Here is a 15787-nt window from a genome sequence, read left to right on the forward strand (position 1 = left end):
GTCATGCCGTTTCGGAATGATCAGTTGCCGAACCGGTCTTGGACGGCCATGCCGTCCCGGGCCTTGACTGAAGGAGCAACGTCTCCCCAAGAAAGCGACAGGTGCGATGAAGGCGATCCAGTTCCACGAAGCGGGCGGGCCGGAGGTTTTGCAGTATGACGAGGTGCCGGCTCCCGAGATCGGCCCGGGCGAGGTGCTCGTCCGGGTGCACGCGGCGGGCATCAACCCGCCGGACTGGTACCTGCGTGAGGGGATGAAGGTCATGCCGGCCGAGATGAGGCCGGCGCTGGAGTTCCCCCTGATCCCCGGAACGGACATGTCGGGCGTGGTCCAGGCGGTCGCTCCGGACGTGCCGGGGTTCGCCGTCGGTGACGAGGTCTTCGGCATGCTGCGGTTTCCCGGGTTCGACGGCCGGACGTACGCCGAGTACGTGGCCGCGCCGGCTTCGGACCTGGCTCACAAGCCGGCCGGTATCGACCACGTGCAGGCGGCTGGGGCGCCGATGGCCGTGCTGACGGCCTGGCAGTACCTGGTTGATCTCGGCCACGACGTGCCGTCTCCTTTCACCGGCCGGGTGCACCGGCCGGTGCCGATCACGCCGGGGATGACCGTGCTGGTCAACGGGGCCGCCGGTGGAGTGGGCCACTTCGCGGTGCAGCTGGCGAAATGGAAGGGGGCACACGTCATCGCGGTGGCCTCGGGCCGGCACGAGCAGTTCCTGCGCAAGCTCGGCGCCGATGAGTTCATCGACTACACCAGGACGCAGGCCGCGGACGTGGTCAGCGGTGTCGACCTGGTGATCGACACCGTCGGCGGCCCGGACAGCTCACGCTTCCTGACCGTGCTCAAGCGCGGCGGCACCATGCTTCCGGTGTTCTTCGCCCAGTACGACCCGGAAGAGACGGCGAGTCTGGGCATCACAGTCTCGAACATCCAGGTGCGCTCCAACGGCCCCCAGCTCACCGAGATCGGGCGCCTGTTCGACGAGGGCAAGCTCCAGGTCGGGGTGGACAGCACCTACCCGCTGCCCGAGGCGGGCAGCGCACACACGCGAGCCGCGCAGGGCCACCTCCAAGGCAAGATCGTGCTGACGGTGGTCTCGTGATCACCGAACTCCAGCAGGCGGTGGCGAACTACGCCCACGCCCTGGACGAGCTGAATGTGCCCGAGCTGGAAGCGGTCCTGACCGAGGACACCACCTGGACCTTCACGATGCCCGGACGGGGAGTGCTCGGCCCGGTCGCCGGACGCGCGGCGGTGCTCGACTTCATCCGTGACCAGCACCCGGCCCAGACCGGAAGGGTGCGGCACCACCTGGGCAATGTCGTGGTCACGACGACGGACGCCGCCACCGCTGAGGTGCGGGCCTATCTGGTGCAGACGAGGAACACCGGCGAGAGCATCCAGATGGTCTCGACCGGGGTCTACACGTTCGGCCTGCGCCGGTCCGACGGTGGGTGGCGGATCGCCGAGCTCACCCTGACGCTGGACAACGCCTTTCAGGGCGGGGCCGGCTAGGACTCCTGGGAAGCCGTCGTGCGGGGCGGCTCGTGGAGGACGAACCAGATGGACTTGCCCTCGCCGCGGGGGTCGACGCCCCACGTGTCGGCGAGCATCTCCATCAACAGCAGGCCGCGGCCGGACGATGCCAGCTCGCCGGGGTGCCGCACATGGGGCAGTTCGTCGCTGGCGTCGGACACCTCGATGCGCAGCGTGCGCCCACCGGAGGGTCCGGTCGCCTCGGCGACCAGCAGGGCGTCGCCGTCCGTGTGGACGAGGACGTTGGTGACCATCTCGGAGACCATCAGGACGGCGGAGTCGACCTGCTCGGCGTCCGTCCAGTCGTGCAGGAGGTCGCGGACCTGCCGCCGGGCGAAGGAGATGCGTTCCGGCTCGGCCTGGGCGATGGTCAGCACGGAGCGCCGCAGGGGGACGGGCCGGAAGTCCTCGGGTCCCTGGCGGCGCAGCAGCACCACGGCGATGTCGTCCTCGCGCCGGTCGGCGAGCGGCCCGGTGGTGTGGTGCGAGGGCGGGCCGTGCACGGCCTGCACGAGGGCGTCGGCGAGTTTCTCCAGGCCCTCGCCGCCCTCCTTCTCCAGGATGGTGCGGAGCCTGTCCCAGCCGCTGTCGAGGTCGTGGCCGCCGGTCTCGATGAGGCCGTCGGTGCACAGCATCATCGTCTCGCCCGGGTCCAGGGTGAGCCGGGTCGTCGGGTAGTCGGGGTCGGGTTCGATGCCGAGCGGGAGTCCGCCCCGGGTGCGACGGGTGATCACGGTGCCGTCGGGCATCCGTACCGCCGGTTCGGGGTGCCCGGCGCGGGCGACGTCGAGGGTGCCGGTGGCCGGGTCGACCTCGACGTAGAGGCAGGTCGCGAAGCGGGGGAGGGTGTGTTCCTGGTAGGCCGGTGACTCGGCCAGGGCGTGGTCGTGCAGGCCGTGCAGGAAGCGGGAGGCGCGGGAGAGCACCGCGTCGGGGCGGTGGCCCTCGGACGCGTAGGCGCGCAGGGCGATCCGGAGCTGTCCCATGAGGCCCGCGGCCCGTACGTCGTGGCCCTGGACGTCACCGATGACCAGGGCGAAGCGTCCCGAGGGCAGCGGGATCATGTCGTACCAGTCGCCGCCGACCTGGAGCCCGCCGCCGGTGGGGACGTAGCGCGCGGCGACGGCCATGCCGGGGATGTCGGGGCCGAGCGTCGGCATCATCGTGCGCTGCAGGCCGAGGGAGAGCTCGCGCTCGGACTCGGCGGCGCCGGCTCTGGCGAGCGCCTGGGCGAGCATGCGGGCGACGGTGGCGAGCACGGACCGTTCGTCGGGGGTGAAGCCGACCTTGTGGGCGAAGGCGGCCATCCAGGCCCCGATGGTGCGGCCCGCGACGACGAGCGGCAGGAAGGCCCAGGAGCGGCGTCCGAAGCGCTCGGCGAGCGGCCAGGTGACGGGGTAGCGGCTGCGGTAGGTCTCGGGTCCCGAGAGGTAGACGGCGCGGCCGGTGCGGACGACCTCGGCGGCGGGGTACTCGGTGTCCAGCGGCATGTCCGCGAAGGGGGTGTCGACGCCCGGGCCGTATCCGTGGTGGCCGATGAGGGTCAGCCGGTCGCCCTTGATGCCGAACACGGCGAGCCCGTCCGGGGAGAAGCCCGGCATGGACAGGGACGCGGCGACCCGCAGCACCTCGGCGGTGGAGCGGGCCTCGGCGAGGGCGCGCCCCGCGTCCAGCAGGAACGCCTCGCGGGACCGCCGCCAGTCGCCGGTGACGGGGGTGCGGGCGGCGGACTCCGGCGGGGCCTCGCTGACCTCCTGGAGGCTGCCGTACAGGAGGAAGGCGCCGTGGCCCTGCGGGACGGCGGTACTGCGGCTGCGGACCGTGCGCAGGACGCGGCCGTTCTCGTCGACGATGCGCAGCCGGGCCTCGGCGAGGGTGCCCTCGGTGGCGGCGAGCTGGACGGTGCTGCCGACCTCGATCCAGTCGACGGGGTGGAACCGGGAGCGCACCCTGGCCTCGGTGAGGGTGACCGGTTCGGCAGGCAGACCGAGCAGCCGGGCGGCTTCCGCGTCGAGGGACACGGTCCCGGATGCGTTGTCCCAGCGCCAGAGACCGGTTGCGATCGCGGCCAGGACGTCCTCGGTGCGCATTGCCCACAACTTTATGACGTTCCGATCGGTGATGCCGGAGACGTCAGGTGATGCACCGGAGACGTCAGGCCATGTATATGCCAACCGATTCCCGGTGTGCGAGCGGTAACCTGAGGTGGTTGTGCCCACCCCGAATCGCGAAGACTGGATGAACGACGATGCATCGGTACAGGTCCCACACCTGCGGCGAGCTCCGCGCCTCTGACGTCGGCACCGACGTCCGGCTGAGCGGCTGGCTGCACAATCGCCGAGACCTGGGCGGCATCCTCTTCATCGATCTGCGGGACCACCACGGTCTGGTGCAGCTCGTCGCCCGCCCCGGCACCGCCGCCAACGAGGCCCTCGGCCACATCAGCAAGGAGAGCGTCGTCCGCATCGACGGCAAGGTCTCCGCCCGTGGCGCCGAGAACGTCAACCCGGAGCTGCCGACCGGCGAGATCGAGATCGAGGTCTCCGAGGTCGAGGTCCTGGGCGCCGCCGCACCGCTGCCGTTCACCGTCAACACCGACGACGGGGTGAACGAGGAGCGCCGCCTGGAGTACCGCTTCCTCGACCTGCGCCGCGAGCGCATGCACCGCAACATCATGCTGCGCACCGCCGTCATCTCCGCCATCCGGCACAAGATGACCGCGCTCGGCTTCAACGAGATGGCCACCCCGATCCTCACCGCGACCTCCCCCGAGGGCGCCCGTGACTTCCTGGTGCCGTCCCGGTTGAACCCCGGCAAGTTCTACGCGCTGCCGCAGGCCCCGCAGCAGTTCAAGCAGCTGCTGATGATCGCCGGCTTCGACCGCTACTTCCAGATCGCGCCCTGCTTCCGCGACGAGGACGCCCGCGCCGACCGCTCGCCGGGCGAGTTCTACCAGCTCGACGTCGAGATGAGCTTCGTCGAGCAGGAGGACGTCTTCCAGCCGATCGAGAAGCTCATGACCGAGCTCTTCACCGAGTTCGGCGGCGGCCGCGAGGTCACCTCGCCGTTCCCGCGGATCCCGTTCCGCGAGGCGATGCTGAAGTACGGCTCGGACAAGCCGGACCTGCGCGCCCGGCTGGAGCTGGTGGACATCACCGACGTCTTCGCCGACTCCGAGTTCAAGGCCTTCGCCGGCAAGCACGTCCGCGCCCTGCCCGTGCCCGGCGTGCAGGACCAGCCCCGCAAGTTCTTCGACGGTCTCGGCGAGTTCGCCGTCGAGCTGGGCGCCAAGGGCCTGGCCTGGGTGCGCGTCGGCGAGGACGGCACGCTGGCCGGCCCGATCGCCAAGTTCCTCACCGAGGAGAACGTCAAGGTCCTCACCGAGCGCCTCGGCCTGACGCCGGGCCACGCCGTGTTCTTCGGCGCGGGCGACTTCGACGAGGTCTCGAAGGTCATGGGCGCCGTGCGCGTCGAGGCCGCCAAGCGGGCCGGCCACTTCGAGGAGAACGTCTTCCGCTTCTGCTGGATCGTCGACTTCCCGATGTACGAGAAGGACGAGGAGACCGGCCGGATCGACTTCTCGCACAACCCGTTCTCCATGCCGCAGGGCGGCCTGGAGGCGCTGGACACCCAGGACCCGCTGGACATCCTCGCCTGGCAGTACGACATCGTCTGCAACGGCGTCGAGCTGTCCTCCGGCGCCATCCGGAACCACGAGCCGGACGTCATGTACCGCGCCTTCGAGATCGCGGGCTACGACAAGGAGACCGTCGAGCGGGAGTTCGCGGGCATGCTCCGTGCCTTCCAGTACGGCGCCCCGCCGCACGGTGGCATCGCCCCGGGCGTCGACCGCATCGTCATGCTGCTGGCCGACGAGCCCAACATCCGCGAGACGATCGCGTTCCCGCTCAACCAGAACGCCCAGGACCTGCTGATGGGCGCCCCGTCGGAGATCGACGAGGCCCGCATGAAGGAACTCCACCTGAGCATCTACAAGGGCCCGGCGAAGCCGACGCCGTACAAGCCCACGAAGTGATCGCACCGCGTGCATGAGGAAGCCCCCCGGCCGGGGGGCTTCCTCATGTGCCGCTGTTTCCGCGGCTCACTCCTCGGTGCCGCCGAAGCGCTCGCGGTAGGACTCCTGGTCCTCCTCGGTGATCTTCGCGAAGAGCACCGGCGGGACCGTGAACGGTGTGCCGGCCGGGACCGCGTCCAGGGACTTCGCCTCCTCCGCGGTCACCCACGGGGCGGTGTCGTTCTCCAGCGCGAACGCCGAGCGCATCGCCTTCGCGGAGGACGGGATGAACGGCTCCGACACCACCGAGTAGAGGTGGATCAGGTTCATCGCCGTGCGCAGCGTCAGCGCCGCGCCGTCCGGGTCGGTCTTGATCTCCAGCCAGGGGGCCTTCTCCTCGAGGTAGGAGTTGCCCGCGCTCCACAGGGCACGCAGCGATGCCGCCGCCTTGCGGAACTGGACGGCGTCCATGTGGCCCTCGTACTCGGCGAGCAGCCGGGCGATCTCCTCGCCGAGCTTCGCCTCCGCCTCACCGGCCTCCTTGCCCGCCGGCACGTCGTCGCCGAAGCGCTTGCGCGAGAAGGAGAGCACACGGTTGACGAAGTTGCCGAGGGTGTCGGCGAGGTCCTTGTTGACCGTGGCGGTGAAGTGCTCCCAGGTGAACGACGTGTCGTCGGACTCGGGGGCGTTGGCCATCATGAAGTAGCGCCAGTAGTCCGCCGGCAGGATCTCCAGCGCGTCGTGCGTGAAGACACCGCGCTTCTGCGACGTGGAGAACTTGCCGCCGTAGTAGTTGAGCCAGTTGAACGCCTTGATGACGTCCACCTTCTTCCACGGCGCCCGGGTGCCCAGCTGGGTCGCCGGGAACATGATGCTGTGGAACGGGACGTTGTCCTTGCCCATGAACTGCGTGTAGCGGACCGAGTCGTCGGCCTCCCACCACCAGGCACGCCAGTCCCGGTTCTCCGGGTCCTGGTCGGCCCACTCCTTCGTCGAACCGATGTACTCGATCGGCGCGTCGAACCAGACGTAGAAGACCTTGCCCTCGGCCGCGAGCTCCGGCCAGGTGTCCGCGGGCACCGGCACGCCCCAGTCCAGGTCACGGGTGATGGCGCGGTCGTGCAGGCCCTCGGTGAGCCACTTGCGGGCGATCGAGGACGCCAGCACCGGCCAGTCGTCGGCCCGCCCGTCCAGCCACGCCTCGACCTCACCGGCCAGCGCCGACTGCAGCAGGAACAGGTGCTTGGTCTCGCGCACCTCCAGGTCGCTGCTGCCGCTGATCGCCGAACGCGGCTCGATCAGGTCGGTCGGGTCCAGGACCCGGGTGCAGTTCTCGCACTGGTCGCCGCGGGCCTTGTCGTAACCGCAGTGGGGGCAGGTGCCGACGATGTAGCGGTCCGGCAGGAAGCGGCCGTCGGTGTTGGAGTACACCTGGCGGATGGCCCGCTCCTCGATGAACCCGTTCGCCTTGAGCTCGCGGGCGATCTCCTGCGTGATCTCGCGGTTCTGCGGGGAGGAGCTGCGGCCGAAGTAGTCGAAGGCCAGCTGGAATCCGTCGTAGATCGCCTTCTGCGCGTCGTGCGCCTGGGCGCAGAACTCGTCGACCGGCAGTCCGGCTTCCTTGGCCGCGAGCTCGGCGGGCGTGCCGTGCTCGTCGGTCGCGCAGATGTACAGCACCTCGTGGCCGCGCTGGCGCAGGTAACGGGAGTACACGTCGGCCGGGAGCATGGACCCCACCATGTTGCCCAGGTGCTTGATCCCGTTGATGTACGGAAGGGCGCTGGTGATGAGGTGTCGAGCCATTGCAGGCTGCTCCCAAGTCGCTACGAGGAGTGACGCGCGCACGGAGTTGCGTGCGGCGTCCACGGAACCTCATTAGCGTATCCGACCCCTCGGGGCCGCCCGCCCGGGATTTACGGCCCGGACGGGCGGCGTCTCGCAGGCCGGACGCCTAGAGGGTCCAGTCCTTCAGCAGACCCTCGTACAGCTCGGCGTCCGTCAGCTCCTTCGGGGCGGGACCCGCGTGGAAGAAGCCCGCGTTCGGGACCTCCAGCTTGCGCAGGAAGTCGAACGCCTTGCCGTCGTGCTCACCGAACGCCACGAACTGCCAGAACAGCGGGCGTCCGGCCGCGTCCGCCAGCGCCTGGCGGGCCGCCACCTTCGCGTCGGGGGCACCGTCCGTCTGGAACACCACCAGCGCGGGGCGACCCGCCGCGTGCTTCTCGTGGTGCGCCACGACCGCCTCCACGGCGAGGTGGTAGTTCGTGCGGCCCATCCGCCCGAGTGCGGCGTGCGTCTCGTCGATGCGGCCCTCGTGGTCGGCGGGCGTGATGTCCACGGTGCCGTCGACCTCCGTCGAGAAGAACACGACGTGCACGCCGGCGTCCCCATCGGTGTGCGCGGCGAGCGCGAGCGCCTGCTCGGCGAGGTTCTGCGCGCTGCCGTCCTTGTAGTACCCGCGCATCGAACCGGACCGGTCCAGTACGAGGTACACGGCGGCCCGCGTCCCGGCCAGCCCCCGCGCCTCCAGCGCCGCCCCGGCGGCGCTGTACGCCCCGACGAGCCCGGGCGCCTGCGCCTTCACGAGCGCCTCGGCGAACGCCGGGCGACCGTCGGCCCCGGCGCCACCCGCCTGCGGCGCCGCAGCCGCGGCAACCGGCTCCACGCCGGCGTCCACGCCCGCGTCGACGTCCACGTCCGCAGGGGAGACGGGCTCCTCGACGGCCGCGGTGACGAGCTGGGGCTCGGGGGCGCGGGTGGTCTCGGCCTCGGGCCCGGCGACGGCCTCCGGCTCGGGGGTGATCTCGGGCTCGACGGCGGCCTCGGGCTCGGCCTCCGTGAGGGCCTCCGGCTCGGGAGCCGTCCCGGCCTGAGCCGCAGGCTCCTCATCGGCCACCGCGACCGGCTCGACGACGGCCTCGACAACCGCGACCGGCTCGGCCGGGGCCTCGGCGACCGGCTCAGGCGCCTCGGCGACGGCCTCGGCCTCGGCGACCGGCTCAGGCTCGACAACGGCCCCGGTGAGGGCCTCAGGCTCGGGAGCCGTCCCGGCCTGCGACGCAGGCGCCTCATCGGCCACCGCGACCGGCTCGACGACGGCCTCGACAGCCGCGACCGGCTCGGCCGGGGCCTCGGCGACCGGCTCAGGCTCGACAACGGCCTCCGGCTCGGGCGCCTCGGCGACGACGCTCGCGGACTCGCCTGTGGCCGCCCCGGTCTCATCCGCGGCGGGCTCGGGCTGGGCAACAGCCTCGGGCTCGTCTTCGGACATCGGCTCTGCGACGGCCGGCCCGGCCCCGGTGAGGGCCTCAGGCTCGGGAGCCGTCCCGGCCTGCGACGCAGGCTCCTCATCGGCCACCGCGACCGGCTCGACGACGGCCTCGGCAACCGCGTCCGGCTCGGCCGGGGCCTCGGCGACCGGCTCAGCCGCCTCGGCGACGGCCTCGGCCTCGGCCTCCGGCTCGGGAGCCGTCCCGGCCTGAGCCGCGGGCTCCTCATCGGCCACCGCGACCGGCTCGACGACGGCCTCGGGAGCCGGCTCCGGGGCCGAGGCGACCTCGGGCTCCGGCTCGGTGACGGCCTCCGCGGCAACCGGCTCCGCGGATTCGGCCGGGGTCTCGGGCCGGGCCTCGGGCTCGGCGTCCAAGGTGGCGACCGGCTCCGTCCCCTTCTCGGAGGACGTCTCCGGAGTCGCTTCGGCGCCGGCCGCGGCGCCAGCCGCCTCCGCGGTCTCCGGACCCGGCGCCGTCTCGGCCGTGGATGCCTCGGAGGCCGTCTCCGGGCCGGACGCGGTGGTGCGGGACTGGGCGGGGACCGTGGGGCGGGGGGTGTCGAAGGCCGCCGCGACGAGGTCGCCCGCGGCGGTCAGGTCGGCGGCCTGGGCCGGGACGGTGGGGGTGGGGGACGGGGTGGGCTGCTCGGCGGTGGTGTCCGGCGCGGAGGGCTGGGCCGGGACGGGAGCCGCCGTCGACGCGACGCTCTCCGCTCGATCGCGTCCGAACACCTTGCGCAGCAAGCTCCGAATGCCCATGGACGTAGGCCTTTCGCATGAGTTGGGTGCGATGTTTGTCCGTACTGTCGGAAGTGATCCCTGGCCAGGGCGGACACGTAAGGTTAGCGACCCTTCGGGCCAAACTCAGGGAGGGTGTGGCACCTCTTCCAACTCCCTTTACGCCGATACTCATTCACGTGTCGTTCACCCTGAGTCCGCCGTGCCGATGGTGATGCGCCCTAGCGTCACGGCCGTCGCATTCCACAACGTTGCTGGCGCAGGGCGCGCCTGAAGTCAAATCCAGTCGGAGGGAACGAACGTGCGCAAACTGCTGCCGCTGCTCACCTCGCACGCGGGTGGCCGGTCCGCGCTGACCTGCCGTTACCGCTGTGGTGACGCCTGCTTCCACGAGGTGCCGAACACCAGCGACAACGAGTACGTCGGTGATGTCATAGCCGGTGCCCTTTCGCGCCGCTCGATGATGCGTGCCGCGGCCGTCGTGACGGTCGCCGCCACCGCGGGCACCGCCGCGGTCGTCGGCCAGGGCGGCTCGCAGGCCGCCGCCGCGCCCGCCGGTGACGCCGCCGGGTCCGCGCAGGCCGCCGCCACGAGGAACGCCGCCCGCGGTCTGCGCTTCGTGAGCGTCCCGCCGAACACGGACGACAAGGTCACGGTCCCGTCCGGCTACGCCCAGGGCGTGGTGATCCGCTGGGGCGACCCGATCCTGCGCGGCGCCCCGGCCTTCGACCCGGAGAAGCAGACGGCTGCCGCCCAGGCCGGCCAGTTCGGCTACAACAACGACTTCCTCGCGCTGCTGCCGCTGCCCGGCGAGCGCAACCGCCAGGTCCTCGTCGCGAACCACGAGTACACCGACGAGATCCTGATGTTCCGGGGCTACGACCCGGCGAACCCCACCCGCGAGCAGGCGGAGATCGCGTGGGCCGCGCACGGCCTGTCCGTGGTCGTGGTGGAGGAGGACTTCCGGTCCGGCAAGCTGACCCCGGTCACCCGGCACCCCCTCAACCGCCGCCTGACGGCGACCAGCGAGTTCCGGCTGACCGGCCCGGCGGCCGGCAGCGACCTGCTGAAGACGTCCGCCGACCCGACCGGCACCAAGGTCCTCGGCACCCTGAACAACTGCGCCGGCGGCACCACCCCGTGGGGTACGACGCTGCACGGCGAGGAGAACTTCAACCAGTACTTCGCCAACTCGTCCCGGCCGACCGACAAGCGCTACGGCCTGGGCACCGGCGCGACCGAGCGCAAGTGGGAGCGGTTCGACAATCGCTTCGACGCGGCGCAGGAGCCGAACGAGTCGCACCGCTTCGGCTACATCGTCGAGCTCGACCCGTACGACCCCGCCTCGGTGCCGCGCAAGCGCACCGCCCTGGGCCGCTTCAAGCACGAGGGCGCGCAGCCGCGGCTGACCGAGGACGGCCGTCCGGTCGTGTACACCGGTGACGACGAGCGGTTCGACTACTTCTACAAGTTCGTTTCCTCGAAGCGGATGATGAAGGGCGGCACCCGCGCCGCGCGCGAGCACAACCTGACGCTGCTCGACGAGGGCACCCTGTACGTCGCCAAGGTGACCGGCGACAGCCCGGCGGCCGAGATCGACGGCACCGGCAAGCTGCCGAACGACGGCGAGTTCGACGGCAGCGGCGTGTGGATCCCGCTCGCGACCGCCGGTCCGAACGGGAAGAACGTGTCACACGTTCCGGGCATGACCCCCGAGGAGGTGTTCGTCTTCACGCGGCTGGCCGGCGACAAGGTGGGCGCCACGAAGATGGACCGTCCCGAGGACATCGAGCCGTCGCCGCGCACCGGCCGGGTGTACGTGGCGCTCACGAACAACACCGACCGCGGCAAGACGGGCAAGCCGGGTGCGGACGAGGCGAACCCGCGCAACCTGAACAAGCACGGGCAGATCCTGGAGCTCGCGGAGAACTGGGACGATCCGGCGAGCGACGGTTTCGCCTGGCGGCTGTTCCTGGTCGCCGGCGACCCGAACGACCCGTCGACCTACTTCGCGGGCTTCCCGAAGGAGCGGGTGTCGCCGATCTCCTGCCCGGACAACGTCGCGTTCGACCCGCACGGCAACCTGTGGATCTCCACGGACGGCAACCGGCTCGGCTCGCACGACGGTCTGTTCGGTGTCGCCACGCACGGCCCGAAGCGCGGTGAGCTGAAGCAGTTCCTGACGGTTCCGACGGGTGCCGAGACCTGCGGCCCGGTCATCCAGGACCGCCGTGTGCTGGTCGCGGTGCAGCACCCGGGCGAGGTGGACGGCGCGTCGGTCGAGAAGCCCGCGTCGGCCTGGCCGGACGGACCGGGCCGGATCGTCCGGCCGGCGGTCGTGGCGGTGTGGCGCCAGGACGGCCGCAACATCGGCGTCTGACGAGGCCGGGAGCGAGGACGCCGGCTCCGGGGCTCCGGCCCCGGAGCCGTCAGCCGGCCGGTCCCAGGCCGGCCTGTTCCCGCCAGCGCGTGATCTGCTCGCCCGGATCCCCTGTGTACGACCAGGGGATCCGGGCGGCGTTCGTTCCGAGCAGCCGGAACAGTTCGGCGGCCTCCGCGAGGAGCCCCGCCTGGCAGGCGGCGTGCGTGAGGTAGTTGAGTTCGGCGGCCTCCTGCGGGGGGACCGGGCGGCTCTCGTCGCGCCAGCCGATCCACCGGTCGAAGGTGCGGGCCACCTCGGTGACGGCCAGCTCGTGGTTCCAGTGCTGGCCGAAACCGCGCACCGGCCTCCCCCGGGCGGCCTCGGACACGTACCGGTACTCCTCGACGCGGGCTATCTGCACCAGGACCGGCAGCGGCGAGCCGGGCGGGGCCGCGCCGGCGGCGTCCCGAGCGAAGTCGTACATGGTGCCGTGCGTGCCGTGCCAGCGGGCCGAGAAGTATCGCAGTATCTGCACGTGCGCCTCGATGTTGTACGGGTCGCGGTGGCGCAGTTCGTCCCACCAGCCCCGCAGTTCGCGCCGCGCCACACCGCCCGGCTGGAGCCGGGCCACGGTGAGCAGCGACACCCAGGGCATCGGGTCCGCGGGGGCCGTGTCCGCGGCGGTGAGGCAGGCGGTGACGGTCGCGTCGAGCCGGTCGCGGTCCACGTCGGTGCCGCGGCCCGCGGCGATGGCCCGGTTGAAGATCCGGACGACCTCCGTCGCGGCACGCAGGACAGCGGCGTCGGCGCTGTGCGGTTCGGCTGCGAGCCAGGTCTCGGCCACCGAACTGGCGGCCGCCGCGTGGGAGAGCAGCCGCACCCGGTGGGTGCGCAGCGGCCAGTCCTCGCCGGTGACGGCGAGCAGATCGCGGACGCCCTGCCAGCGGCCGATGACGATGTCGTGGCGGGCGTCGGTGAGCGGCTGGTCGCCGAGGTCGGGGTCGAAGCGGGGGGTGAAGCGCGCGGGGCGGCGGCGTGCGGCCATGCGGGGTCCGGCCTCTCGTTCTCTGTCTCGCTTCATGCGTCCGGTCTGTGTCCGTCCGAGCCCGTCCGGGTCCCTCTGGGTTCGCCTCCTGTCTCAGAAGTCGGTGGCAAGGGCGTCCGACGGATGGTCCGGTGCCACCGGGCTCCCGTCGTGGCCGCCTTCCTGCAGGCGCAGGGAGCGGGCGGCGTCGAGCCTGGCGGGCCGGTAGTAGGAGCTGCCCTTGCGCCAGTACCAGAGCATCGGGACGACACCGAGGACGAGTCCGCCGATGCCGACGGCCACGGAACGGCTGCTGAGCTCGCCCAGGGACGTGTAGAGGATCCAGAACATGAACAGCGCGCCCAGCAGCGGCCAGATCCCGCCGAGCACGAAGTCGGACACGGACCTCAGCAGCAGTCCCCGGTACGCGACGACGGCGGCGAGCCCGGCGAGCCCGTAGTAGAAGGCGATCTGGAGGCCGATGGCGCTGACGGCGTCGGCGAGGACGCCGCCGACCGGGCCGAGGGTGCCGGCGGCGAGGAAGAGGGCGAAGGCGACCCCTCCGACGGCGGTGACCGCGACCCACGGGGTGTTCCACCGCCGGTGGACCCGGCCGAGCGCGGCGGGCATCGTCCGGTCGCGGCCCATCGCGAAGAGGGACCGGGTGACCTGGATGAGGGTGGTCTCCAGGGTGGCGACGGTGGACAGCAGCACGGCGAGCACGAGGAGCCGGCCCCCGGTGCCCGGCCAGATCTCCTCGCCGAGCACCGCGAGGACGTTGGCGGGGTTCTGCCGGATCTGCTCGGGGGTGAGGACGGTGTTCACCGCGACGGTGAACACCTCGAAGACCACGAAGACCACGCCGAGACCGACGAGGGCGGCCGTACCGGCGGTGCGGCGGCTGTTCCTGGTCTCCTCGCTGAGGTTGCCGGTGATGTCCCAGCCCCAGAAGTAGAAAGCCGCGATGAGCGCGCCGGACGCGAATCCGGAGGGTCCGTCGAAGTGCCCGAGGCCGAACCACGACCAGTGGAAGGCGTGGCCGGCTCCGTGGTGGAACAGCGCGGCGAAGGCGAACAGGACGAGGACGGCGACCTCGACGCCGGTCATCACCAGCTGGGCGCGGACGGTGAGCCGGGCCCCTCCCAGCACGACCAGCAGCATCATCAGGAACCAGCCGGCCCCGACGGCGCCGGCGAGCACGGTGTCGTCGGCGAGCGCGGGGTCGAACAGGGCGAGGGTCATGGCACCGGCGGGCAGGGATCCGGCCACCATGAAAATGGTCGCGGACACCACCAGGGCCCAGCCGGACAGGAAGCCCAGGAACGGGTGGAGGGTGCGGCCCACCCACGAGTACGCGGCGCCCGCGTTGACGTCGATCCGGCCGAGCCGCCCGAAGGCCAGCACGATGCCGAGCATGGGTATCGCGCAGTAGAGCAGCGCCGCCGGGCCGGCCAGGCCGACGGCGCCGACGAGGACGGCGGTCGTCGCGGTGAGCGAATAGGCCGGTGCGCTGCCCGCGACCGCCATCACGACGGTGTCGGACCCGGTGAGGACGTTGGGCTGCAGTCCTCGCCGCACGCTGCTGCTCATGGCTGTCACACTTCCCGATGTGCGCCGCGCTCCAGGAGCCCCCGATTGTCCTGCATGACCCGGCATGTGATGGCATGTCAGAAAGAGACCGGCCGCGCGGAGCGGTCGTTTCCGCAGCGAGAGATCGAGCGCATAGTAGCCGTGCGCGTGCACCCCGTGGAGGTCCGGGTCCCCCGCCGCGCACCCGGTACCGCGGCACCCCCGCCGAAGGCCGGCTGCCGGGGCGGGCCCCGCATCACGGAACGAGGTAAGGCAGTTCGCGCAGCCGGCGCCGGTACACCGCTGACTGCCTGGCCGCCTCCCAGTACGCGGCTTCCAGGTCGGCGTGGACCGCGTCGATGTCCTCCGCGGGCGGCCCGGAACGGCGTGCCAGCAGCAGCCGCACGGTCAGCGGGTCACCCCGCAGCGGCCGGATCGCCATGTCTGGACGGCAACGGGACGTGGGCTGGCAGGGGGTGACGGCCTCTCCGGCGGCGACCAGTGACGAGGCGGTGAGGTAGTCGCCGTACAACACGGTCGGATTGAGGCCGGCCACGCTGAACACGCGTCTCAGACCCTCCCATTCGCCGTCCACGCTGGGGTCGACCATCCAGCGGTCGCCCGCGAGGTCGGCCAGGTCCACCACGGACCGGCGAGCGGCCGGATGGTGCACGGCCAGCGCCACGAACTGCGGTTCGGATTCCACGACCACCTGGAGCGAGACCCCGTGGGGCACGCGCAGGAAGGTGCCCGCGACCTCGTGGACGAAGGCGACGTCGAGCTGGCCCGAGGCGACCAGCCGGAGCAACCGGTTCGCCGAGACGTCCATGTGGAGGGAGGTCTCGGTGCCGGGGAACCTGGCGCGCAGCCGGCTCAGCCAGCCGGGGAGGGCACGGCTGGCCGTGGAGCCGATGCGCAGCAGGGGGCCGGTGGCCCGGGCGGCGGCCGCCTTGGCCTCGGCGACGAGGGCGTTCATCTCGGCGACGAGCAGCCGGGCCCGGGCGAGGACGGTGCTGCCGAGCGGGGTGGGCCGGCAGCCGGTGCGTTCGCGGGAGAACAGCTGGCCGCCGAGGGAGTTCTCGATGCGGCGGAGCTGGGTGGTCAAAGAAGGCTGGCTCATGCCGAGTTCGCGGGCGGCCTTGTGCAGGCTGCCCGCGTCGGCGATGGCGCACAGCACCCGTAGATGCCTCACCTCCAGCTCCATGTGCTTGAGGGTAGAACGGTTGTCCGGGCATGCACCAGACGTTCCGTGCGCGGTAATTCCCTTGC

At 71.6% G+C, this 15787-nt stretch carries 10 protein-coding genes; 4 read left to right on the plus strand and 6 right to left on the minus strand.

What is annotated here, in order from left to right; genetic code table 11:
• The first annotated feature begins 106 nt into the window (after positions 1-106).
• Positions 107-1105, plus strand: a complete 999-nt coding sequence (locus ACZ4Z5_RS03030) for an NADP-dependent oxidoreductase (protein ID WP_468255792.1) — start codon at positions 107-109, stop codon at positions 1103-1105.
• Positions 1102-1518: a nuclear transport factor 2 family protein gene (locus ACZ4Z5_RS03035; RefSeq protein ID WP_468255795.1), complete on the plus strand. Its 417-nt coding sequence runs from the start codon at positions 1102-1104 to the stop codon at positions 1516-1518. The genes ACZ4Z5_RS03030 and ACZ4Z5_RS03035 overlap by 4 nt, the downstream gene beginning before the upstream one ends.
• On the opposite strand, the gene ACZ4Z5_RS03040 is transcribed toward ACZ4Z5_RS03035, so the two are convergent.
• Positions 1515-3629, minus strand: coding sequence for an ATP-binding SpoIIE family protein phosphatase (locus tag ACZ4Z5_RS03040; RefSeq protein ID WP_468255797.1), 2115 nt, complete (start codon positions 3627-3629; stop codon positions 1515-1517). The two genes, ACZ4Z5_RS03035 and ACZ4Z5_RS03040, sit on opposite strands and share 4 nt — an antisense overlap.
• A gap of 158 nt (positions 3630-3787) precedes the next feature.
• Here ACZ4Z5_RS03040 and aspS point away from each other — a divergent pair, with 158 nt between their 5' ends.
• Complete coding sequence (aspS, locus tag ACZ4Z5_RS03045) at positions 3788-5575, plus strand: aspartate--tRNA ligase (protein WP_468255799.1); 1788 nt, start codon at positions 3788-3790, stop codon at positions 5573-5575.
• Positions 5576-5641: 66 nt separating this feature from the next.
• Here aspS and metG read toward each other — a convergent pair whose 3' ends face one another.
• Positions 5642-7357, minus strand: a complete 1716-nt coding sequence (metG, locus tag ACZ4Z5_RS03050) for a methionine--tRNA ligase (RefSeq protein ID WP_468255801.1) — start codon at positions 7355-7357, stop codon at positions 5642-5644.
• Between the two features lie 148 nt (positions 7358-7505).
• Entirely contained in the window at positions 7506-9584 is a 2079-nt protein-coding gene (locus ACZ4Z5_RS03055; RefSeq protein WP_468255803.1) for a VWA domain-containing protein, read from the minus strand.
• Between the two features lie 280 nt (positions 9585-9864).
• Between ACZ4Z5_RS03055 and ACZ4Z5_RS03060 the strand changes: the two genes are divergently transcribed.
• Entirely contained in the window at positions 9865-11943 is a 2079-nt protein-coding gene (locus tag ACZ4Z5_RS03060) for a PhoX family protein (RefSeq protein WP_468255806.1), read from the plus strand.
• A gap of 49 nt (positions 11944-11992) precedes the next feature.
• Here ACZ4Z5_RS03060 and ACZ4Z5_RS03065 read toward each other — a convergent pair whose 3' ends face one another.
• The 3 genes from ACZ4Z5_RS03065 to ACZ4Z5_RS03075 form a co-directional block, all read right to left on the minus strand.
• Positions 11993-13006, minus strand: coding sequence for a hypothetical protein (locus ACZ4Z5_RS03065; protein WP_468255808.1), 1014 nt, complete (start codon positions 13004-13006; stop codon positions 11993-11995).
• Between the two features lie 57 nt (positions 13007-13063).
• The gene (locus tag ACZ4Z5_RS03070; RefSeq protein ID WP_468255810.1) at positions 13064-14539 is read right to left on the minus strand and encodes an APC family permease; all 1476 of its coding nucleotides are present in this window, start codon (positions 14537-14539) and stop codon (positions 13064-13066) included.
• A gap of 235 nt (positions 14540-14774) precedes the next feature.
• Positions 14775-15722, minus strand: coding sequence for a LysR family transcriptional regulator (locus ACZ4Z5_RS03075; protein ID WP_468255813.1), 948 nt, complete (start codon positions 15720-15722; stop codon positions 14775-14777).
• Positions 15723-15787: the final 65 nt, after the last annotated feature.

This window comes from Streptomyces sp. NPDC030222, assembly GCF_055573115.1.

Bases quoted from the DNA above. Each gene is read 5' to 3' on its own strand.
- ACZ4Z5_RS03065 (WP_468255808.1), bottom strand. From the start codon at position 13,006: ATGAAGCGAGACAGAGAACGAGAGGCCGGACCCCGCATGGCCGCACGC.
- ACZ4Z5_RS03040 (WP_468255797.1), bottom strand. From the start codon at position 3,629: ATGCGCACCGAGGACGTCCTGGCCGCGATCGCAACCGGTCTCTGGCGC.
- aspS (WP_468255799.1), top strand. From the start codon at position 3,788: ATGCATCGGTACAGGTCCCACACCTGCGGCGAGCTCCGCGCCTCTGAC.
- ACZ4Z5_RS03070 (WP_468255810.1), bottom strand. From the start codon at position 14,539: ATGAGCAGCAGCGTGCGGCGAGGACTGCAGCCCAACGTCCTCACCGGG.
- ACZ4Z5_RS03075 (WP_468255813.1), bottom strand. From the start codon at position 15,722: ATGGAGCTGGAGGTGAGGCATCTACGGGTGCTGTGCGCCATCGCCGAC.
- metG (WP_468255801.1), bottom strand. From the start codon at position 7,357: ATGGCTCGACACCTCATCACCAGCGCCCTTCCGTACATCAACGGGATC.
- ACZ4Z5_RS03055 (WP_468255803.1), bottom strand. From the start codon at position 9,584: ATGGGCATTCGGAGCTTGCTGCGCAAGGTGTTCGGACGCGATCGAGCG.
- ACZ4Z5_RS03030 (WP_468255792.1), top strand. From the start codon at position 107: ATGAAGGCGATCCAGTTCCACGAAGCGGGCGGGCCGGAGGTTTTGCAG.